We start from the raw sequence: 21,384 nt of genomic DNA, 5'->3' as shown, positions 1-21,384 counted from the left end.
CTGTCAGGATGCCCGCCTAGGCTGAAAGCATGCACACGCGAGAGCCGATCTATTCGACCGCTATCGGCGCCGGGCGCGCCTTGTTCGCCCTTCTTCGGGTGCGCCCGACCACGACCGGGCTGGCGCAGCTGCCGGCCACCGGCGGCGCGGTGCTCGCGATCACTCACTTCGGCTACCTGGACTTCGCACTGGTCGAGTGGGTCACCTGGCGGCACAATCGCCGGCACATTCGTTTCATGGCTAAGAAGGGTGCCTTTGACCAGCCGCTGGTCGGGCGCCTGTTGCGCGGCATGAAGCACATTTCGGTCGACATGGAGAGTGGCCACGAGGCCTACGCCCAGGCCGTTGCTGCACTGCGCACCGGTGAGCTGCTCGGCGTGTTCCCCGAGGGCGGCGTCAACGCCTCGTTCACGGTGCGAGAGCTGAAGACCGGTGCGGTGCGCATGGCGCTGGCCGCGAACGTGCCGATCATTCCGGTCGCAGTGTGGGGCGGGCATCGGCTGATGACCAAGAACCACCGGTCGACGCTACGGGACCGGCTCGATGTGCCGGTCAGCATCCGCTGTGGGGAGCCGTTTCACGCGAATGCTGGTGACGCTGCCAACGCCGGTGTCGCGGCAGCCACGTTGGCGCTCCACGACACGCTGCAGGACCTCGTTGATGCGGTGCAGAAGGAGTATCCGGTTGCCGGCACCGGCCAGTGGTGGCAGCCGGCGCATCTCGGCGGAACCGCGCCCACACCGGCTGCGGCCGCGGTCCTTGAGGCCGAACGCCGGCGCCACAAAGCCGCTGAAAAGTTCAACGCTGAGCGGTTGAAGACCGCAAAGAACTCGTAGCAGCTGAAGCAGGATGCCGCACCCATCGGCTCATCGACGATAAGAAGTTGGGCCGGGAACGATGGCTTAGATGGCGACGCCCGGAACCCGATAGGTGCGCTCGTGGTACAGCAGGGCTTCATCGTCGGTGCCCATGCCGCCGCCCTCGATCTGCACGACCACGACGGCGTTGTTGTGCACCGAGACCCGTTCGACGATGCGACCGACCATCCAGCTGGTCACGCCGGTCAGCACGGGGAGTCCGTACGGCCCCGGCTGCCAGTGCTCACCCACGAAGCGATCGGCGTGCGGGCCGGCGAGTTTTTCGGCGACTGCCCGGTTGTGGGAACCCATCATGTGAATGACCACGCGGTCGGCGACGGCGATCGCGGCCCAGGAGCTCGCCGACCGGGCCATGTTGAACGTCGCGAGCGGTGGAACCGCGGAGAGCGACGCCAGGGAGGTGGCCGTGAAGCCGACCGGGGCGCCGTCGGGCGCGAGCGTCGTGATCACGGCGACCCCGGCGGCATGACGGCGAAACGCGTGTTTGAACGCTGCGAGGTCATCGGGGGCATGGGGGTCGGTGGCGAGCGGCGGGCTGGCGGGCAGGGTAGTCGTGGGGCGAGTAGACAGGGGCGGGCTCGTCACAGGCCGAATAGTCACGGGGGGTTCAACGTTGCTTTGCATACTCAACCAACAATCTGTTTCAGCATCAGCCTATTGCCGCGCGCTGATTGTTACGTCGTGTTGACGGATAGGCTGGGTACGATGATCCAGACTATTGACCTTCGCGGGAGCGAGCCGACACCGGCCGCGCTTCTGGCTTCCGTTCCGCGCGCCCTCACCAGCGTTGCCGTCGCCGCCGACATCGCGGCCGAGCTGATCGCCGATGTGCGAGCGCGCGGCGGGGCGGCCCTGCTCGACCAGGCTGAACGCCTCGACCGGGTGCGCCCGGGCCAGGTGCGAGTTCCGGCGAGCCACATTGCCGACGCGGTCGCCGGGCTCGACCCGGCCGTAAGCATGGCCATCAGCGAAACCATTCGCCGGGTGCGCCTGGCCAGCGCCGCGCAGGTGCCGCCGCACGCGACGACCACGATCGAGGCCGGAGCCACCGTCACCCAACGCTGGCAGCCGGTGAACCGGGTCGGACTGTACGTTCCCGCTGGTAAGGCCGTCTACCCCTCGAGCGTCGTGATGAACGTCGTGCCCGCGCAGGTCTCTGGCGTGCGCTCGATCGCCCTCGCTTCGCCGCCGCAAAGCCACTTCGACGGCCGCGTGCACCCGACCATCCTCGCCGCCGCCGGCCTGCTCGGGGTGGACGAGATCTACGCGATGGGCGGCGCCGGTGCTATCGGTGCCCTCGCCTACGGTGTTGAAGACATCGGCCTGGAGCCGGTGCAAATTGTCACCGGCCCCGGCAACGTTTACGTCGCCGCCGCCAAGCGGCTCATTCGCGGGCAGGCCGGTATCGACTCCGAGGCCGGCCCCACCGACATCCTCGTGATCGCCGATGCCGCCGCCGACCCGCTGCTCGTCGCCGCTGACCTGGTCAGCCAGGCCGAGCACGACGAACTCGCCGCGGCCGTGCTCGTGACCGATTCCGCCGAACTCGCGGGGGCCGTCGAGGCCCGTCTGGCCGTGCTGGCGGCATCGACGACCCACAGCGAACGGGTGACCGCAGCGTTGGGTGGCCGCCAGTCGGCGATCGTGCTCGTCGACAACCTCCAGGTCGCGGCCGCGTTCAGCAACGCCTTCGGACCGGAGCACCTCGAGATTCAGACGAGCGATCCCGACGCCGTGCTCGAGCAGATCGAGAACGCCGGAGCGATTTTTCTCGGCCCCTACTCGCCGGTGAGCCTCGGTGACTATGTCGCCGGATCCAACCATGTGCTGCCGACCGGCGGACAGGCCCGGTTCTCGTCGGGCCTCGGCGCCTACACGTTTCTGCGGCCGCAGCAGGTCGTGCGGTATAGCCGCCAGGCGCTGGAAGCTGTCGCCGATCACATCGCGGCGCTGTCCAACGCCGAGGCGCTGCCAGCGCACGGAGACGCCGTGGCTGCCCGGTTCGAGACCGCTCGCTTCACAGCCGACCGCTAGGCTGGGACCACCATGTTTTGCCCGTTCTGTCGTCACCCCGATTCCCGAGTCGTCGACTCGCGTACGAGCGACGACGGACTGTCGATTCGGCGCCGCCGGCAGTGCCCCGAATGCGGCCGCCGCTTCAGCACCACCGAGACGGCGAGCCTGAACATCATCAAGCGCAGCGGCGTGGTCGAACCGTTCAGCCGCGAGAAGATCGTCTCCGGCGTGCGTAAAGCCTGCCAGGGACGCCCGGTCACCGACTCCGACCTCGCCATGCTGGCCCAGAAAGTCGAGGAAACCGTCCGCCAGACCGGTGCCTCCCAGGTCGATGCCAACGACGTCGGCCTGGCCATTCTGCCGCCGCTGCGTGACCTCGACGAGGTCGCTTATTTGCGATTCGCGAGCGTCTACCAGGGCTTTGACTCACTCGACGATTTTGAGAGCGCCATCATCCAGCTGCGCACCGAGCACACGGCGCGCTCGAAAATCCCGGGTGCCGGAGCGGATGCCGGCCAGGCATCGGTCGGCACAGCCCCCCCCACTTCCAACAAACCATAGGGCCCGATGTATCCGCTGCTCTTCAAACTCGTGCTCGCCCGGATGGATCCCGAGCGCGCCCACCTCCTCGCCTTCACCGTCATTCGGCTGCTGCCGAACCTCGGACTCGGCCGCCTCGTGCACCGATTCACTCGTCCTCGCACCGACCTCGGCGTGAACACCCTCGGCCTGCACTTCACGTCACCGTTCGGCGTCGCGGCCGGTTTCGACAAGGACGGTGAGGCCGTGCTCGGCCTCGGCCAGCTCGGGTTCGGGCACGTGGAGGTCGGCACGCTCACCGCCGTCGCTCAACCCGGCAACCCGAAACCCCGCCTGTTTCGGCTCGTGGCCGACCGCGCGGTCATCAATCGAATGGGCTTCAACAACCAGGGCGCCGCCGCAGCCGTCGCCCGTCTGACCCGGGTGCGTGCCGTCGCCGGCCGCCCAGTGCTCGGCATCAACATCGGCAAGAGCCGCGTCACCGCCGTCGGGGACGCGACGGCCGACTATCTGCGAAGCGCTGAGACCCTCGCCGCCCTCGCCGACTATCTCGTGGTCAACGTGAGCTCACCCAACACGCCGGGCCTGCGCGGACTGCAGGAGCTCGACCAGCTCGCCCCGCTACTGACCACCGTCAAGCGTGCCGCCGGCGCCACCCCGTTGCTCGTCAAGATCGCCCCCGACCTCGACGATGCCGAAGTCGTACGCATTGCCACCCTCGCCGTCGAACTCGGCCTCGACGGCATCATCGCCACCAACACCACGATTTCCCGCACCGGGTTGCGAACGGATGCCGCTACCATCGAGGCCGCCGGAGCCGGCGGCCTGTCCGGCGCTCCGCTGCACGCCCGTTCGCTCGCCATTCTGCTGCAGATTCGCGCCGTCGTGCCGCCCGAGTTCTGCGTCATTTCCGTCGGTGGGGTGGACACGGCCGCCCAGGTGGCCGAGCGCCTCGCGGCCGGAGCAACCCTGGTGCAGGGCTACACGGCGTTCCTCTACCGCGGCCCACTCTGGGCCCGTCAGGTCAACCGTGGCCTCGACCGCATCCTGGCGGTAACCGGTTAGCACCCGGTCATTTACCCGATGCCGCCCATTCGGCGCACCCGCTGCGTCGAGCTCACAGTTGTTGCGCGGGTCTGGCGAAGGGTGTCCTCCCCTTCTGGACATCCGTTCGAAACAAAATCGAACTGGAATTGATATATGACACGCCTACACTGCTCCTTCTGGGCTCTATCACGGCCCGGATTTCAACCCTGAGCACAGCCCTTGTGAACGACAGCAGCTGTATTCCTACAGCGCCCTTGCACCCTCGAGAGGAATTCTTGCAATGACACCATCCAGAGGCTCTTTCACTTCTCGATCGGCAAGGCGGTTGGTGCGCGGCGTCACGGTCGCTGCGGTTCTGGCATTCTCGCTCGCCGCGTGCGCGAGCGGCGATGACGCGAGCCCGGCGGCGTCGGCCGGCGCGGCGGCATCGTTCGGTGACGCCAGCATTCAGTTCAGCTGGATCAAGAACGCAGAATTCATGGGCGAGTACCTCGCCGACAAGAACGGCTACTTCACCCAGGCCGGCTTCGACTCCGTTGACATGGTTGAGGGGCCGTCCTCGATCGAAGCGGCCGTCATCTCCGGCAACGTCGACATGGGCATCGGCAATGCGATTTCCACCGGAACCATCATTGCCAACGAGGGTGCGCCGTTGAAGATCATCGGTGCCACGTATCAGAAGAACCCCTTCACCATTCTGTCTCTCGCCGACAAGGGCAACATCGCCACTCTCGACGATCTGAAGGGCAAGACCATCGGCGTTCAGGCGAGCAACCTGAGCCTGTGGGAAGCCTTCCTCAAGATCAACAATATCGACGAGAGCTCACTGACCACCCTTCCGGTGCAGTACGACCCGACGCCGTTGTTCAACGGCGAGGTGGACGGCTGGTTCTCCTACCTGACCAATGAATCCATCGATGCCGAGCTGCTCGGACTGGGCCCGGTCAACCTGCCGCTGGCCGACTTCGGCCTGCCGTTCGTGGCCGAGACGCTCACGGTCACCGACGACGCGATCAAGAACGACCGGGAGAAGCTCAAAGCCCTCCTCGTTGCCGAGATTCGCGGTTGGACCGACGCGATCAACGACCCGGATGCAGCGGCGAAACTCACCGTCGACACCTATGGACCCACCTTCGACCTCACCATCGACAAGGAGACCCGCCAGGCCGAGATTCAGTCCAGCGACCTCATTGTGAGCGCGGACACGCTGGCCAACGGCCTGTTCACGATCAGCACAGAGTTGCAGCAGCAGAGCATCGACACGCTCAAGGCGACCGGCCTGACGATCACGGCGAGCCAGCTGTTCGACATGAGCCTGCTCACAGAGGTCTACGCCGAGAACCCGGACCTGCTCGCCTACAGCAAGTAGCAGCCGGGTGGGCATCCGGGGGAACGTGCCAACGTTCCAGCGGATGCCCGACCTGTACGTAAAATAGGCACCTAACCCTGCAATCCACCCCAGTTATGCCATCGCTAAGGAGCGTCCCACGTGAGCAGTGCTGATGCCGGTGTTCGTGATTCGGTGGCGAATGACGGGGCCAGCGGCGCAACTGCGGGCACCGGCCTGCATATCTCCCAATTGCACAAGGTCTTCGCCGTGGGGCGTAAAGAAGTCGTCGCCCTCGACGACGCCAATCTGCACACCGAAAAGGGTAGTTTTCTCTCGTTGCTCGGACCGTCCGGCTGCGGAAAATCGACCATTCTTCGCATTCTGGCCGGCCTGGAGCACCCCACGAGCGGCACGACCCGGGTCGATGGCAAGAGCCCGCAGGAACTGCGTCGCGGGCACCAACTCGGCATTGCCTTTCAGGATTCCGCCCTCCTGCCCTGGCGCAGCGTGCGCTCGAACATTCGTCTCCCGTTTGAAGTCGCTCGCATTCCTGTCGACGACGCCTATATCGACGAGTTGATCGCCCTCGTGGGTCTGCAGGGCTTCGAGAAGGCCAAACCGGCGCAGCTCTCCGGTGGCATGAAACAGCGCGTGTCCATCGCCCGATCGCTCGTGCTCAAGCCCTCGGTGCTGCTGCTCGACGAACCCTTCGGAGCCCTCGACGACATGACCCGCCAGCGGCTCAACCTCGAGTTGTTGCGCATCTGGACGCAGAAGCCGGCCACGACCCTCATGGTCACCCACGGCATCGCCGAAGCCATCTTCCTCTCCGACCACGTCGCGGTCATGAGCGCGCGCCCCGGCCGGGTCCACGAAGTCATCGACGTCGACCTTCCGCGGCCCCGGTTGCCCGAGATGATGCGTTCGCCCGAATTTCATGCACTGCATGACCGCGCCTCCGACCTGCTCTTCAGCGGTGTCGCCGTGGGGGGCGACGAACGGTGATCCGAAGCTCGCTGCGCGCCCTGCCCGCCTGGGCGACCGGCCTGATCGGGGGCGCGATCGTCATTGCGCTGTGGTGGATCGGCGCCGTCACCGTCTTTGCCGAGGTCGGCTCCCTGCCCGGCGGGGCTGTGCCGACCCCGCTCGATGTGCTCATGCAGCTCGGGAGCGATGGACCCGCGTTCTACCTGCCCCACGTCAGTGTCACCATGCTCGAAGCGCTCATCGGCTTTGCCTGGGGGAACGGGCTCGCCCTGGCCCTCGCGACCGTCGTGCTGCTGCTGCCGCGCATCGAGAGGATCGCGATGCAGATCGCCGTGATCACCTACTGTGTTCCGATCGTTGCCATCGGCCCGATCGCCTACATCGTGATCGGGGCGCCGAGCGCGGGCGACCCGGCGGGAACGGCGGTCTTTCTCGCTGCCATGTCGGTATTTTTCACGACCGTGATCGGCTCGCTCGTTGGCCTTAGAGCAGCGGATGGCGCGAGCCTTGATCTCATCAGGGTCTATGGCGGCAGCACGTTCACCCAACTGCGTAAGGTGCGCCTGATCGCCGGTCTGCCCAGCGTGTTGACGGCGCTGCAGGTCGCCGCGCCGGCCGCCTTCATCGGTGCCATTCTGGGGGAGTACCTCGGCGGAGTCAGCCGTGGCCTGGGCATTGCCATGCTCGTGGCCGGTTCAACGGCCAACGTCGACCGGGTGTGGAGTCTCGCGCTCGTCGCCGGTGTCACCGCGGGCCTCGGGTACGCGATCTTTGCTGTCATCCTGCGTTTTGCGACGCCGTGGACTACCGGACGGAGCGGCCGATGAGCTTTGCACGGGTGGCGCTCGTGACCGTGACCCGCGGTCTGCTGACCGGGCTCATCACCCTCGCACTCGTGCTGGTCGCCTGGCAGGGACTGCTGCTGCTGCTGGACGTATCGCCCTTCCTGGCCAAGGGTCCCCTTGACGTCTGGACGTGGCTCGCCAGCGTTCCCGAAGCGGCCGATAATCGCGCCCTGATCCTCAGCAACCTCCTGGTGACCCTGAACGATGCCCTACTCGGTTTCATCGCCGGTCTCACCTGTGCCCTGGTGCTTGCGGTGGCCTTCAACCTGGTGCGGGGCATCGAACATGCCCTCATGCCCATTGCTCTGTTGTTGCGTTCGGTGCCCCTGGTGGCCCTCGTGCCCGTCATCAGTCTCATCACCGGGCGCGGACTCACGACCGCCGTGGTGATGGGTGCCATCGTCGTGCTGTTTCCGGCGCTCGTGAACATTGCGTTCGGACTCCGTTCCTCGTCGCCGCAGATCAGCGATGTGATCACCGTCTACGGCGGCAGCGCCGTGACGACCCTGCGCAAGGTGGCGCTGCCTACTTCGTTGCCGTCGTTCTTCGCCGCTGTGAAGATCTCGGTGCCGGGGGCCATTACCGGCGCGCTGCTGGCCGAATGGCTCACGACCGGTCAGGGCCTCGGTAACTCGATTGTCGCCGCTGTCGCCAAGGTGCAGAACTCCGAGGTGTGGGCGTCGGTCGTGGTGATCACCATCGTCTCCCTCGCACTCTACGGCCTGGCCCAGGTAGGCGAGAACCTGGTGCTGCGTCGCATGGGCATGGAGCAGAGCACCGCGAGCTGACGCCTGGATGAGCTGACGCACCGCCCTGTCACTGCCCGGTCGCAGCCCGCAGTAAGGCTGTAGTTCCGGGGGGCTCTAAATCCGTGGGGCTGGAATTCAGTGGGGCTGTCGTTCAGCGGTGCTGTAAATCAGTCGGGCTACAGCAGCCCGTGCTCGGCCAGTTGATTGGCCAGGCTCGACCCGTCTGGCCCGTAGACCCAGGGGCCTTCCGGGCCGCCCTCGATCAAGACGGCGTCGCGCGAGCGCCCACCGGCGAGCACCGCTTCGCTCGGGGAGAGCTGACGGATGGCCACGGCTGCGACACTACCCGGATAGTCACGCTGAAAGTCGCTGTAGATGGCCTCGTCGTGCTGGCCGTCGTCGCCGATGAGAATCCAGCGCATGTGCGGAAACTGCTCGGCGAGCCGACGCAGGTTGTCACGTTTGTGCGCGCTGCCACTGCGGAACCAGCGGTCGTGGGTGGGGCCCCAATCGGTCAGCAGCAGTGCCCCGGCCGGGTAGAGGTTGCGGGACAGAAAGCGTGACAGGGTGGGGGCCACGTTCCAGGCGCCGGTGGAGAGATAGATGACCGGGGCGCCGGGGGTGAACGACGCCAGTCGTTCCAGAAACACGGCCATCCCTGGGGTCGGCACCCGGGCATGCTCGTCGAGCACAAATGTGTTCCAGGCGGCCAACAGCGGGCGCGGGAGCGTGGTGACCATCACCGTGTCGTCGACGTCGGAGACGACGCCGTAGCCGACCGTGGGCGCCACGATGAACAGCGGGGCTTCGGCCACGTCCGAGAATTCGGTGTGCAGTCGGGCCACGTGCCAACCGGCGGGCAGTGATGCCGGAACGACGGTGTCAACGACGCCGCCGCGGTCAGCCTGTACGTGATGCCTCTGTCCGTCGATCTCTATCGTGACGGTCACGTCGTTCACGGGCACGCTCGTGAAGCTGCGCCAGCCGCGAATGCCGGGGTCAAGGCCATCCGGTCGGGGGCGCTTCTGGCGCTTGTCGGGCTTGATCGGTTTGGTCAGGAGTACCCGGCAGAGAATGCGAACCCACGCCGTCGAGCCGTAACCGGTGTACGGGATGACGGTGGGCTGATAGCCGCGACGACGTGCGGAGTGTTCGCGGCGGTCGTGGAGCCAGTCCTCGATGCGGGCTGCGCGGTGCATGATCCGCTCGGGACTGGGCGCACTCGGCGAGGCGTCTGGGGACTGTGGCACCCCCCCATTCTGCCATGTTTGCTGTGCATCCCCGATCAGGGCTGTGGGAATGGGGTTTTACCCAATAGGATGGTGATTTATATTCAAGGGGGAGAAATGTCGCTAGATGGCCTATTGGGTGAAGAGACCGGTGTAGCACTGCAACAGGTGCGCACCGAGCCGATTCAGCAGCGCAGCGCTGCACGACTGTCCGGTTTGCTCGATGCAGCTGCCGCCGTTGTGGACGAGGTCGGTTTCGACCGCATCACGACCGCGATGATCGCGGACCGTGCTGGTGCCTCCATCGGCACGGTGTACCGCTACTACCCAGACCGGGTGGCCGTTCTGCACGCGCTGCACGAGCGCGCCGTGGTGCGCTTTCGGCAGCGTGTCGTCGACGAGCTCAGTGCCAGCACCCTCAGCTGCTGGTGGGACGCTGTGGACTGCGTTGTGACCGCCTTTGTCGGCCTGTACCGCTCCGAGCCCGGCTTTCGCATCGTGAACTTCGACGACCGCGACGGCGCTCCCGCCGTTGACGCCGTGGCGGATGCCGATTTCTTCGCCCAACGCCTCGCCGATGTTCTCGTGAACGAGTTCGACCTGCCGGCCGGCGAGGAACTGATCTTTCGACTCGAGGTCGCCGTCGAGATGGCCGACGCACTACTCGCCCGTGCTTTTCACACCGACCCGGTCGGTGATGAGCGCTTTATCGCCGAGTGCCGTCTGGTGTTGCGCGACTACCTCGACCGCTATTACAGCCCGCAGGCGCTCAGTTTTCTCGCCACTGCGTCGTAGCGTCCGCCCGTACCCTCCACTGCGAGCCGGTCGACCCGATGGGTTGCCCGGCTCTGTGGGTGGCGTTGGCTGGTGCGTCAGTTTTGCTCGTTCGCTCCGGGATGAATCCTTTTTACGCAATCTGTTTTGCCTGTCGCCTCGAAAAGTGGTTGGGTTAGCATCTGGTTTGTGTTGACCCGACCGATGCGAGGAGCGAGGCACCAGGATGATCGAATTCCACGCGGTGACCAAACGGTTCCCCGACGGCACCCTCGCCGTCGACGACTTCAGCCTCGTCCTGCCGTCCTACAAAACGACCGTGTTTGTCGGAACCTCCGGTTCGGGAAAGACAACCCTGCTGCGCATGATCAACCGGATGGTGGATCCGACCAGCGGGTCCATCGACATTGACGGAGCGGACATCGGTACGCTCGAGCCGGTCAAGCTGCGACGCGGCATCGGCTATGTCATGCAGAACTCGGGGCTGCTTCCCCACCGCAAAGTCATCGACAACGTCGCTACCGTACCGATGCTGCGGGGGATGCCGAAGAAGAGAGCCCGCGAGGAGGCACTCCAACTGCTTGACACGGTCGGCCTCGACCGGTCCCTGGCCAATCGGTATCCGAGCCAACTCTCCGGCGGCCAGCAGCAACGCGTGGGCGTTGCCCGTGGGCTGGCCGTCAACCCTAATATCCTGCTCATGGACGAACCGTTCGGCGCGGTGGATCCGATCGTGCGCGCCGAACTGCAGCAGGAGCTGCTGCGGCTGCAACGCGAACTCGGCAAGACCGTGGTCTTCGTGACCCACGACATCGACGAAGCCTTCCTGCTCGGCGATCAGGTGGTCATCCTGCGTACCGGCGGAAAGGTCGCCCAGGTGGGTTCGCCCGCCGAGATCCTGGCGAATCCGATCGATGAGTTCGTCGCGACCTTCGTCGGTGCCGATCGCGGCAAGCGGTCCCTGCACGTCGAGAACCACGGCGATGGCGACATTGTCGTCGACGAAACAGGTCGTCTGGCCGGGGTGCTCGTCGGCTCGTCGACCACGTCGTCCCGGGCCAGCGCCGCGTCACAGTCTGGGTCAGAGTCACAGTGTGGGTCAGAGTCAAAGGCCGGTCCTCGCGGACCGGGTGCTTCGGCGCAGGGTGGGGATTCGCGGTGACCTGGATCTGGTCGAATATGGACCTTATTTGGGATCGCACGCTCGATCACCTCGTGCTCAGCGTGCCCTCGATCATCCTCAGTTTCGTCATCGCCCTCCCGTTCGGCTGGTTGGCGCACCGCTACCGCGCGAGCCGGGCGGTTATTCTGACCACGGTCGGGCTGCTCTATGCCATTCCGTCGCTGCCGCTGTTCATCGTGCTGCCCTTCATCGTGGGCACCAGCATCCGCTCGCCACTGAACCTGATCATCGCGCTCACTCTCTACGGGGTGGCCCTGATGGTGCGGGTGGTAGCGGATGGCCTCGGTTCCGTCGACCGCGACGTGCAACAGTCGGCAACGGGCGTCGGATTTTCGGGGTGGACCGTTTTCTGGCAGGTCGAGCTGCCCCTGGCCGGTCCCGTGCTTCTGGCTGGCCTGCGCGTCGTGGCGGTCAGCACGGTGAGTCTCGCCACGGTCGGTGCGGTGATCGGCGCTCAGAGCCTCGGCAGCTTGTTCACCGACGGGATCCAGCGGGGAATCCAAGAAGAGATCATCGCCGGCATCGTGGCGACCGTGCTGCTCGCCCTCGTACTGGATGCGGCGCTCGTGCTGTTCGGACGGCTGCTGATGCCGTGGACCCGGCGCAGCGCGATCGGCGTCGCGGCTCGCAACAGTGCCGTCGTCGCGGGGGTGACCACATGAGCTTTTTCATCGAAACTCTGGCCTGGCTGCTCGACCCCGCGAATTGGATCGGAGCCGGTGGCATTCCGACGCGTCTCGCCCAACACCTGCTTTTCACACTCGTGACCCTTATCGTTGCCGCGGTGATTGCCGTACCGATCGGCTTTGTTATCGGGCATACCGGTCGCGGCCGGGGCTTGGCCGTGGCGATCTCGGGCGCGTTCCGGGCCATTCCCACCCTGGGCCTGCTCACCCTGGTGGCCCTCTGGGTGGGAATAGGCTTAAGCGCCCCCTTCGTTGCGCTGATCGTGCTCGCCATTCCGCCCATACTGGCCGGCGCGTACACCGGATTTGAAGCGATTGATCGCAAGATTATCGATGCGGCGCGGGCCGTGGGCATGTCGGAGGCACAGATCCTGCTCAAGGTCGAGCTGCCGCTCGGCCTTCCTCTGCTGATAGGCGGGTTACGCTCCGCGACCCTGCAAGTCGTGGCCACGGCCACCCTCGCCGCGTACATCGCAAATTTCGGCCTGGGCCGTTACCTCTTTGAAGGCCTGCGAATTCGCGACTACGGCGAAATGCTCGGCGGTTCGGTTCTCGTGATCCTGCTCGCGATCGTGTTGGAGGGCGTGTTCGCCCTCATACAAAAATTGGTCGTTCCCCGCGGCGTCACCGAGGGACTCCCCACAGATATCCGCGACGGGTCATCCCGATCCCGCCCGGTGATGGAAACCACCATCGAGAAAGGAAACAGCAATGTTCACAGCACATAGAGGCCGGCTCACGCTCATCGGCGCCGTCGCGGTTGGGGCCGTCGTAGCCCTTGCAGGGTGTGCGTCGGGGGACCCCCTGGCGGAACCGTCGAGTAGCGCCACCGACTCCACCATCGTGGTCGGGTCGCAGGCGTACTACTCCAACGAGATCATCGCCGAAATTTACTCGCAGGCACTCGAAGCCGGCGGTTTCACCGTCGACCGACAGTTCCAGATCGGCCAGCGTGAGGTCTACCTGCCCGATATCGAAGACGGCAAGATCGACGTCTTCCCGGAATACACCGGAAGCCTGCTGCAGGCCCTCGACAAGGCCGCCGTCGGCGGCACCAGCGACGCGACCTACACGGAACTCCAGGCCGCCCTGCCCGACAACCTGCGTGTTCTCGACAAGGCCGAGGCCTCCGACCAGAACTCCTGGACCGTCACCGACGCCGTCGCGAGCAAGTACAGCCTCACCGACATCGCCTCTTTGACCAACGTCACCGAACCGATCACCGTCGGTGGCAACTCGGAGCTCGAGACGCGTCCCTACGGGCCGACTGCCCTCAAGGAGAAGTACGGAATCAAGATTGCCGGATTCGTGCCGGTCGAGGACAGTGGCGGACCGTTGACCGTCAAGGCGCTCGTCGACGGTGACATTCAGCTCGCCAACATCTACACGGCTGACCCGAACATCAAAACCAACAGTCTGGTCGCCCTCACCGACCCCGACGGATTGTTCTTTCCGGACAACATCGTGCCCGTCGTCTCCCAGAAGGTCGATGACAGCGCCGCGGCGATTCTCAACAAGGTTAGTGCGGCCCTCACAGCCGACATGCTGGTCGATCTGAACTCGCAGAGCTTCAACGACAAGCTCTCGGCCGACAAGATCGCGACGGCCTGGCTGACTCAGGAGAAGCTCGTCTAGGCACCGAACAGAATGAGGGCCGGCCCGGTCAGGAGCACCGCCGATACGGTGAGTGCTCCTATCGTGGCCGTGTAGCCCAGCGGCACGGTCGGGTTCACCAGCCGGGCCACTCGTGGCGTCACCTGGTGTGCCGGATGCTCGGGTTCTGCAGCTCGTCCTTTGTCAGTGTGTGAAGCGGATGCGATGGCGCTCGTCGCCGCATCCGCTTCGCTCATGAAGGGTGTGGTGAACCCGGCGAGTGCGAACCCCGTGAGGGCGATCGCGCGGGCCAGGGTGTGATCGTCGACCACGCGCCGGGCATGATCATCGGCGAGCATCTCCACCAGCAGGGCGACGGCGTTCTCGGCGCGGTTGGCGATCGGGAACCACGGCAATGCGCTGTGCCAGCTCTTGAAGGCGAGTAACACCAGGTGGTGCTGTTGCACGAGGTGTGCCTGCTCGTGGGCGATCACCGCACGCACCTGGTCGGTATCGAGTAGTCGGAGCAGTCCATTCGAGAGGACCGTTGCCGAATGCCCGGCTCCGGGCAGGCAATAGGCGACCGGGGCCGGATGGTCGATGACCCGCATTCCCGGCTGGCCGTGCAGGGGATCGCTGAGCAGGGCGATAAGAGTGTGGTGACGGCGGCGCTGGCGCTCGGCACGAACGAAAGTCGCGAGAAGATTCAACAATAGGTGGGTGCCAAGCAGAATGGCGCTGCCAAGTGCGAGCACGTGGGTGAAGCTCGTTCCGGCCGGGAGTGTGCCGGCCCGCAGGTCGCCGACGAGCACGACGATGCTCTGCGGAAGGGTGTCGCCGAACGGAACGAGGCCGTAGAGCAGCAGCGAGCCGATCATGGACATACCGCCGGACAGGGCGATAGCCTGCCAGAGCACGAGGGCTACGCCGGGGGAGCGAGCCGGCCAGTCTGAGCGGGCCAGCACGAGCGGTACGGGCCAGGCCAGCAGAACGGCGATGATGCCGAGCATGACGGCGGCGGTGATCATGGGTATCGCGGGTGAGCTCTGGCGGCGTTAGGCGTTGTCGGAATTCACGACTCCGAGCAACTGGCGCAGTGTGTCTGCCTCCTGAGGGGTGACGCCTCCGATGAAGCGCACCAAGGCCGCCTGGCGGTCGGGTACCTGCCCGAGCACCTCGTGCATGAGTCCCGCCGTGTGGGTCGCGCGGGTCATAACGGCGGTGTAGGCGTGCGGCCGGACGCTACGGTCGCGGGTGACGAAGCCCTTCGTTTCGAGTCGAGACAGCACCGTCAGGACTGTCGTCGTCGCCGGCGGTTTGGTCGGCATGGCCCCTCTCTCACGGCGTACCAGGGACTCCTTGAGTTCGTTGGCAGTCGACGGTGCCGGGGAGTCCCACAGGACATTCATCAACAGCCTCTCGAGCACGCCCAAATTTGCCATGTCAGCATATTACGCTGTGAAACTGTGATTTCTACGAGTCGTAGAAGTCTAATGTTCTACACAGCGTAGAAGTGTAATGTTCTACACAGCGTAGAAAGTTTGCGCGGTAGCAACAATGCTGGAGGGCATATGAACGAGTGGCTGGACCCTTTACTCCTCTCACGGTGGCAGTTCGGTCTGACGACCATCTATCATTTTCTTTTCGTCCCACTCACCATCGGAATGGCCCTCACTGTGGCGATCTTCCAGACGGCCTGGGTACGCACCGACAAAGCCAAGTATCTGCAGCTGACGCACTTCTTCGGCAAGATCTTTCTGATCAACTTCGCCATGGGCGTCGTGACCGGTATCGTGCAGGAGTTTCAGTTCGGCATGAACTGGTCGGACTACTCGCGCTTCGTCGGCGACGTCTTCGGTGCCCCGCTCGCCTTCGAGGGCATTCTCGCGTTCTTCCTCGAGGCCACTTTCATCGGCCTGTGGATTTTCGGCTGGGACAAGCTGCCGAAGAAGGTGCATCTTGCAACCATCTGGCTGACCGTTATCGGCAGTATCACGTCGGCCTACTTCATCCTCGCGGCCAACGCCTTCATGCAGAACCCGATCGCGTACACCATCAACGCGGAGAAGGGCCGGGCCGAGCTGACCAGCATCGGCGAGCTGCTCACCAACCCGATCGCGCTGGCGGCGTTCCCGCACACTATCCTCGCGTGTTTCATGGTGTCGGCGGGACTGATCATCTCGGTCGCAGCCTGGCACCTGGCGCGCAACCAGCATTTCGAGACCATGCGTCCCGCGCTCAAGTTCGGCATGTGGATGATGGTCATCGCCGGCATCGGCACGACACTCGCCGGTGATCAGCTCAGCCTCGTGATGGGCGAGGTGCAGCCAATGAAAATGGCCGCAGCCGAGGCGTTGTATCACACGGCCACGGGAGCCAACGCGTCGTTCTCACTGTTCACGCTCGGCACCCCGGACGGCGTGCACGAATTGTTCTCCATCCGGATCCCGTACCTGCTGTCGTTCCTCTCGACCCATACCTTCGACGGCACCGTGCAGGGTATCAACAACCTGCAGGCGCAGTACGTTGCCACATACGGGCCGGGGGACTACACCCCGACCATCTGGATCACCTACTGGGCGTTCCGCTGGATGATCGCTCTCGGACTCCTGCACATGCTCGTCGCCGTTGTCGGCCTGTTCCTCACCCGCAAGGGACGGATGCCGACACAGAAGTGGGTCTGGAGCCTGGCCATCTGGAGCTTCCCGGCGTCGCTACTCGCCATGACCGTGGGATGGGTCTTCACCGAGATGGGCCGACAGCCGTGGCTGGTCTTCGGCCTGTTGAAAACGCAGGACGGCGTCTCGCCCGGCGTGACCGGTGTGGAGATCCTGATCTCGTTGATCGTCTTCACCCTGCTTTACGGCATCCTCGCGGTGGTGGAGTTCAGACTCATCCTTCAGGCCGTTCAAAAGGGTCCGGACGATGCTCCGGTCCCCGACGCCGAATCCGGCGAACTCACGCAAACTGTCACGGTCTACTAGGACGGGTCAACAGGAATACAAGATGGATCTCACAATTCTTTGGTTCTGGATCATCGCTGCGATGTTCATCGGGTACTTCGTACTCGATGGCTTCGATTTCGGGGTCGGCATGTCCCTTCCCTTCCTCGGCAAGGACGACACCGATCGCCGCGTTCTCATCAACACCATCGGTCCGGTCTGGGACCTCAACGAAACCTGGGTCATCGTGGCCGGCGCATCGCTGTTCGCGGCGTTTCCCGAGTGGTACGCAACGATGTTCAGCGGTTTCTACCTCGCGCTGCTGCTCATTCTGGTGGCACTGATTCTGCGCGGGGTGTCGTTCGAATACCGGCACCAGCGCCCCGAATCATCGTGGAAGAAGTGGTTCGACGGCATGATCATCGTCGGTTCGGCCGTTCCGGCGCTGCTCTGGGGCGTGGCCTTCGCCAACGTCGTGCGCGGCGTCAACCTCGACGTCAACCACGACTACGTCGGCACGTTCTTCGACCTGCTCAACCCGTATGCCCTGCTCGGCGGCCTCACCACGTTGCTGCTGTTCTTCGTGCACGGGGTGGTGTTTGTCTCGCTCAAGACCGAGGGAGACATCCGAATGCGGGCGCGCAAACTCGCCACCAGGGCCGGAATCGTGACGATCGTCGTCGCGGCCTGCTTCCTGGTCTGGACGACCTTCGCGTACGGCACCGTGGCATCCGCTCTCTTCGCCGCCCTGACCGCGGTCGCGCTGATCGCATCGTTCCTGGCCAACCTGCGCGGCGCCGAACGGCTCGCGTTCGCTCTCATGGCCGGCACGATCGGTCTCGCCGTGCTGACCCTGTTCGCGTCGCTGTTTCCCGACGTCATGCCGGCCAGCAACGACCCGGCCAACAGCCTCACGATTGCCAACGCTTCCTCGTCGACGTACACACTCGGCGTGATGAGCTGGACCGCGCTGATCGGGATGCCCGTCATTCTGCTCTACCAGGGCTGGACCTACTGGGTGTTCCGCAAACGCATCGGCCGGGCCCACATTGCGGTCGCTGTTCACTAGTACGCCGTTGACTACGACCACGTTGACTACGACCACGCTGACTATAACAACGCTGACCAGCACGCCGTATACCAGCGCTGTGGGAGACTGAGGCAGTGCGCCCCCTGGATCCTCGCCTTCTTCGTTATGCCTCAGCAGCGCGCCGGTTTCTTCTCATTGGCGCGCTGCTCGGGTTTGCTCAAACCCTCGTTGTCATCGCGTTCGCGTGGTTGCTGACCCGAGCAATCACCCTCATGGTGGCGGGGAAGCCCCTGCGCGAGATTGTGTCGACCCTGGCCGCCCTTGCCGCGGTCGTTGTGCTGCGGTCTGTGCTGATCTGGTTGCTCGAAGTCTCGGCCAATCGAGGCGCGGCACGGGTCAAGAGCCAGTTGCGAGCCCGGGTCATGGCCAAGCTGGCCGAGCGTGGCCCCGACTGGGTCGCCGCCCGGCAGAGTGCACGCCTGGCGACCGTTGTCACAACCGGCCTCGACGAACTCGACAACTATTTCGCCCGCTACCTGCCGCAGCTGCTGCTGACCATGATCGCAACGCCGATTCTGATCGCGGCCATCCTCTGGCAGGACCTCGCCAGCGGCCTCACGGTCATCATCGTGATTCCGCTCATTCCCGTGTTCATGATTCTCATCGGCCGAGCCACCCAATCGGTTCAGCACAAACAGTGGCAGGCACTGCAACGCCTCTCCACGGGGTTTCTCGACGTTGTCGGGGGCCTCGGCACCCTGAAGATCTATGGTCGGGAACGACGCCAGTTCGACCGCATCCGCTCCATCACGCAGGAATACCGCACCCGCACCATGACGGTACTCCGGGTCTCTTTTCTCAGCGGCTTCGTGCTCGAGTTGGCAGCGAGCCTCTCGGTCGCGCTCATCGCCGTGTCGATCGGCCTGCGACTCGTCGACGGCACACTGCTGCTCGGCGTCGGCCTGTTCGTTCTGCTACTCGCGCCGGAGGCGTTTCTGCCGCTGCGCCAGGTGGGCGCACAATTTCACGCCGCGGCCGACGGCCTGGCCGCCGCCGACGAGCTGTTCGCGATTCTCGACGACGATACCGTTCCCGCTGCTCCAACAGCGGATGCCGCAGTCATCGCCGGTCAGGCAGCTTCGGCCCGTCGTGCGGCCGGGCCCACCCAACAACTCGGCTCCGGATCAGGCGCCCTTCGACTGGCCGGCGTCACCGTTCGGCGCGGCGACACCGTCGTGATCGACCAGCTGGACGCGGAATTTGCTCCCGGCGAACTGAGCGTGCTGCGCGGAGTGAGCGGGGTGGGCAAATCGACCCTCGTGGCCGCTCTGCTCGGTTTCGTGCCCGTGACCGGTGAGATCACGCTCGGCGGCGCCCCGGTGGTGGCCGGGGCAACTCGGCCGTGGCTGGCTTGGGCCGGCCAGCGCCCTGGCCTGTTCCGCGGAACGGTGGCCGAGAATGTGGCTCTCGGGGCGGCATCCGCTGCGCGAGGCGTGCGTGGCCGGACGGTCCCTGACCCGCGACTGGTCGCGCAGGCGCTGGACTGGGCGGGCGCCTCCGAGGTGTCACCGGCCACGGTTCTCGGTGTGAATGGCGACGGTCTCTCGGGCGGTCAGGCACAGCGCGTCGCTGCAGCCCGGGCCATCTACCGAACGCTGGCGACCGAGTGCCACGTGGTCATCCTGGACGAACCAAGCTCAGCCCTCGACGCCGACGCCGAGGCCGGTCTTCTCGCCGGGCTGCGCCAGCTAGCCGATCAGGGCCGCGTCGTGATCGTGGTGAGTCACCGACCGGCTGTTGTTTCCGCAGCAGACCGGGTGATCGAACTGCAGGAGCGGATTCATGTCTGACGCCACGACGACGACGGCGGCTGCCCATGATGTGCTGCGCCTCGCCCAGCCACGCCCGCGTTGGTTTGTTCCCGGCCTGCTGGCCGGGATCGGGAGTGCCCTCATGGCGGTGGCCTTGCTGGCTTGCTCGGCCTGGCTGATCACCCGCGCGGCCGAAATGCCGTCCCTGGCCTTTCTGGGTCTGGCTGTCGTCGGTGTGCGCGCCTTCGCCATTGGGCGTTCGGCATTTCGCTACCTGGAACGGTTGGCCAGCCACGATGCCGCGTTCCGACAACTCGCCGAACTGCGGCTGGGCATCTTTCGTCGCATCGTTCCGGTGGCTCCCGCGGGGCTCGCGAATACCGGGCGCGGCGATCTGCTCACCCGCCTGGTGCGCGACGTCGACGACCTGCAAGACCTACCGTTGCGCGTCGTGCAACCGCTCCTGGTGGCGGGCATAACCGCCCTACTCGGCGTGATCGGTATCTGGCTGATCGTACCGGCTGCCGGGCTCATCGTGCTGGTCTGCCTGCTGCTGGCGGGATTACTTGGAACGGTCTTCTCCGGCAGGCTGGCCGCACGGGCCGACCGGGAGCTCGCACCGCTGCGCGGCGCCCTGGCCGACGAGGTATTGGAAATCGTCGAAAACCTCGATGTCCTGACCGCGTTCGACGCCCTGAGCCCGCGTCTCGCGGCTCTCGCTCGCACCGATCATCGCCTGCGTCGGGCCTCGCTGCGACGGTCGGTCGGGGTCGGCGTGCAGTCGGCCGTCGTGTCCCTGTTCGCCGGTGCGGCAACGCTCGGCGCGCTCTACTTCGGCATCCCCGAGCTCACCGGTACGGGTGGCCTGCTGAGCCCGCAACTGCTCGCCCCGACCCTGGTCGTCGCCGTGCTCGTGCCGATGGCCGTGTTCGAGGTGTTCGGCATGATTCCGCTCGCCGCCGTCGCCTGGCGTCAGGTGCAGGTCAGCGCAGGGCGCGTTGCCAACGTTGTTCCGGCGTCTCCGCCGGCCGAGATCCCCGCCGACGTCGTGAACCCGCAGATGCTCTTTCCGGCCGACCACGCTGCCATACCGGTCGTGCTCGAACTGTCCGATCTCGGAGCGCGCTGGCCCGGGCAGGCTCAGCCGGGCGTGGCCGGCGTGACACTGCGGCTCGCGCCGGGGGACCGCGTGCACCTGGCCGGCCCCAGCGGCGCGGGCAAGACCACCCTCGCCCAGACCCTCGTGCGCTTTCTCGACTACACCGGCTCGTACCGGCTCAACGGGGTCGAAGCACGGCTGCTCTCCCAGACGGACCTGCGGCGGGTGGTCGGACTGTGCGAGCAGCGCCCGTGGTTGTTTGATGACAGCATCCGTCAGAATTTGCTGTTTGCACGCGATACGGCCAGCGATGCCGAACTCGACGCCGTGCTGGCCCGCGTCGGCCTGGCTGACTGGGCCGCCCGGCGCGGTGGCCTCGACGCCCGAGTGGGGGAGCGCGGTGCGCTCGTCTCCGGCGGTCAGGCTCAGCGCATCGCGCTGGCGCGAGCCCTGCTCGCAGATTTTCCGGTGCTCATCGTCGACGAGCCCACCGCCAATGTCGACAGCGCGGGGGCGGATGCCCTCGTGCGCGACATCCTGACGGCGGCGGCCGACGCCCATCGCGCGGTGCTGCTCATCTCGCACATCCCCGTGCCCGACGAGCTCGTGACCGCCCGGGTGACCCTGCCCGCCCGCACGTAAGAC

Annotated in this window: 21 protein-coding genes; 17 read left to right on the top strand and 4 right to left on the bottom strand. The window is 65.5% G+C overall.

Features of this window, described 5'->3' with window-relative positions; genetic code table 11:
* Positions 1-29 precede the first annotated feature (29 nt).
* Positions 30-836 (top strand): lysophospholipid acyltransferase family protein, encoded by an 807-nt coding sequence (locus IWX77_RS07035; RefSeq protein WP_196843804.1) that lies wholly within the window; start codon positions 30-32, stop codon positions 834-836.
* Positions 837-902: 66 nt separating this feature from the next.
* Here IWX77_RS07035 and IWX77_RS07030 read toward each other — a convergent pair whose 3' ends face one another.
* Positions 903-1,424 carry a flavin reductase family protein gene (locus IWX77_RS07030; protein WP_327012118.1) on the bottom strand — a complete coding sequence of 174 codons (522 nt, stop codon included), beginning with the start codon at positions 1,422-1,424 and terminating at the stop codon, positions 903-905.
* Positions 1,425-1,583: 159 nt separating this feature from the next.
* Here IWX77_RS07030 and hisD point away from each other — a divergent pair, with 159 nt between their 5' ends.
* From hisD to IWX77_RS06995, 7 genes are all read left to right on the top strand, one after another.
* Positions 1,584-2,912 (top strand): histidinol dehydrogenase, encoded by a 1,329-nt coding sequence (gene hisD / locus IWX77_RS07025; protein ID WP_196843802.1) that lies wholly within the window; start codon positions 1,584-1,586, stop codon positions 2,910-2,912.
* Positions 2,913-2,924: 12 nt separating this feature from the next.
* Positions 2,925-3,455, top strand: a complete 531-nt coding sequence (nrdR, locus tag IWX77_RS07020; RefSeq protein ID WP_196843801.1) for a transcriptional regulator NrdR — start codon at positions 2,925-2,927, stop codon at positions 3,453-3,455.
* 6 nt (positions 3,456-3,461) lie between these two features.
* Positions 3,462-4,499, top strand: coding sequence for a quinone-dependent dihydroorotate dehydrogenase (locus IWX77_RS07015; RefSeq protein ID WP_196843800.1), 1,038 nt, complete (start codon positions 3,462-3,464; stop codon positions 4,497-4,499).
* Between the two features lie 310 nt (positions 4,500-4,809).
* Complete coding sequence (locus IWX77_RS07010; RefSeq protein ID WP_327012109.1) at positions 4,810-5,850, top strand: ABC transporter substrate-binding protein; 1,041 nt, start codon at positions 4,810-4,812, stop codon at positions 5,848-5,850.
* 120 nt (positions 5,851-5,970) lie between these two features.
* Entirely contained in the window at positions 5,971-6,816 is an 846-nt protein-coding gene (locus IWX77_RS07005; protein WP_442784434.1) for an ABC transporter ATP-binding protein, read from the top strand.
* Positions 6,813-7,625: an ABC transporter permease gene (locus IWX77_RS07000; RefSeq protein ID WP_327012108.1), complete on the top strand. Its 813-nt coding sequence runs from the start codon at positions 6,813-6,815 to the stop codon at positions 7,623-7,625. The genes IWX77_RS07005 and IWX77_RS07000 overlap by 4 nt, the downstream gene beginning before the upstream one ends.
* Complete coding sequence (locus IWX77_RS06995) at positions 7,622-8,431, top strand: ABC transporter permease (protein ID WP_196843798.1); 810 nt, start codon at positions 7,622-7,624, stop codon at positions 8,429-8,431. The genes IWX77_RS07000 and IWX77_RS06995 overlap by 4 nt, the downstream gene beginning before the upstream one ends.
* 137 nt (positions 8,432-8,568) lie before the next feature.
* Here IWX77_RS06995 and IWX77_RS06990 read toward each other — a convergent pair whose 3' ends face one another.
* A complete protein-coding gene (locus tag IWX77_RS06990) occupies positions 8,569-9,642 on the bottom strand; it encodes an App1 family protein (protein ID WP_442784433.1) in 1,074 nt (357 codons plus the stop codon).
* A gap of 96 nt (positions 9,643-9,738) precedes the next feature.
* On the opposite strand from IWX77_RS06990, the gene IWX77_RS06985 reads away from it, so the two are divergent.
* The 5 genes from IWX77_RS06985 (at position 9,739) to IWX77_RS06965 (ending at position 13,899) form a co-directional block, all read left to right on the top strand.
* A complete protein-coding gene (locus tag IWX77_RS06985) occupies positions 9,739-10,416 on the top strand; it encodes a TetR family transcriptional regulator (protein ID WP_196843797.1) in 678 nt (225 codons plus the stop codon).
* Between the two features lie 205 nt (positions 10,417-10,621).
* Positions 10,622-11,557 carry an ABC transporter ATP-binding protein gene (locus tag IWX77_RS06980; RefSeq protein WP_196843796.1) on the top strand — a complete coding sequence of 312 codons (936 nt, stop codon included), beginning with the start codon at positions 10,622-10,624 and terminating at the stop codon, positions 11,555-11,557.
* Complete coding sequence (locus IWX77_RS06975) at positions 11,554-12,240, top strand: ABC transporter permease (protein ID WP_196843795.1); 687 nt, start codon at positions 11,554-11,556, stop codon at positions 12,238-12,240. The genes IWX77_RS06980 and IWX77_RS06975 overlap by 4 nt, the downstream gene beginning before the upstream one ends.
* Positions 12,237-12,992, top strand: a complete 756-nt coding sequence (locus tag IWX77_RS06970; protein WP_196843794.1) for an ABC transporter permease — start codon at positions 12,237-12,239, stop codon at positions 12,990-12,992. Before IWX77_RS06975 ends, IWX77_RS06970 begins: the two co-directional genes overlap by 4 nt.
* Positions 12,976-13,899 (top strand): ABC transporter substrate-binding protein, encoded by a 924-nt coding sequence (locus tag IWX77_RS06965; protein ID WP_196843793.1) that lies wholly within the window; start codon positions 12,976-12,978, stop codon positions 13,897-13,899. The genes IWX77_RS06970 and IWX77_RS06965 overlap by 17 nt, the downstream gene beginning before the upstream one ends.
* Here IWX77_RS06965 and IWX77_RS06960 read toward each other — a convergent pair.
* Positions 13,896-14,885 carry a M56 family metallopeptidase gene (locus tag IWX77_RS06960; protein WP_196843792.1) on the bottom strand — a complete coding sequence of 330 codons (990 nt, stop codon included), beginning with the start codon at positions 14,883-14,885 and terminating at the stop codon, positions 13,896-13,898. The two genes, IWX77_RS06965 and IWX77_RS06960, sit on opposite strands and share 4 nt — an antisense overlap.
* 27 nt (positions 14,886-14,912) lie before the next feature.
* On the bottom strand, positions 14,913-15,299 hold the full coding sequence (locus IWX77_RS06955) for a BlaI/MecI/CopY family transcriptional regulator (protein ID WP_196843791.1): 387 nt from the start codon (positions 15,297-15,299) through the stop codon (positions 14,913-14,915).
* A 129-nt stretch (positions 15,300-15,428) separates the two neighbouring features.
* Here IWX77_RS06955 and IWX77_RS06950 point away from each other — a divergent pair, with 129 nt between their 5' ends.
* The 4 genes from IWX77_RS06950 (at position 15,429) to cydC (ending at position 21,381) form a co-directional block, all read left to right on the top strand.
* Positions 15,429-16,841 carry a cytochrome ubiquinol oxidase subunit I gene (locus IWX77_RS06950; RefSeq protein ID WP_196843790.1) on the top strand — a complete coding sequence of 471 codons (1,413 nt, stop codon included), beginning with the start codon at positions 15,429-15,431 and terminating at the stop codon, positions 16,839-16,841.
* A gap of 22 nt (positions 16,842-16,863) precedes the next feature.
* The gene (cydB, locus tag IWX77_RS06945; RefSeq protein WP_196843789.1) at positions 16,864-17,868 is read left to right on the top strand and encodes a cytochrome d ubiquinol oxidase subunit II; all 1,005 of its coding nucleotides are present in this window, start codon (positions 16,864-16,866) and stop codon (positions 17,866-17,868) included.
* 95 nt (positions 17,869-17,963) lie between these two features.
* On the top strand, positions 17,964-19,679 hold the full coding sequence (cydD, locus tag IWX77_RS06940) for a thiol reductant ABC exporter subunit CydD (RefSeq protein WP_196843788.1): 1,716 nt from the start codon (positions 17,964-17,966) through the stop codon (positions 19,677-19,679).
* A complete protein-coding gene (gene cydC / locus IWX77_RS06935; RefSeq protein WP_196843787.1) occupies positions 19,672-21,381 on the top strand; it encodes a thiol reductant ABC exporter subunit CydC in 1,710 nt (569 codons plus the stop codon). Before cydD ends, cydC begins: the two co-directional genes overlap by 8 nt.
* Positions 21,382-21,384: the final 3 nt, after the last annotated feature.

Source organism: Cryobacterium sp. CAN_C2 (assembly GCF_015751745.1).
Lineage (GTDB): Bacteria > Actinomycetota > Actinomycetes > Actinomycetales > Microbacteriaceae > Cryobacterium.
Note: the sequence above shows the minus strand (reverse complement) of the source record. Positions and strands in the feature narration are given on the sequence as shown.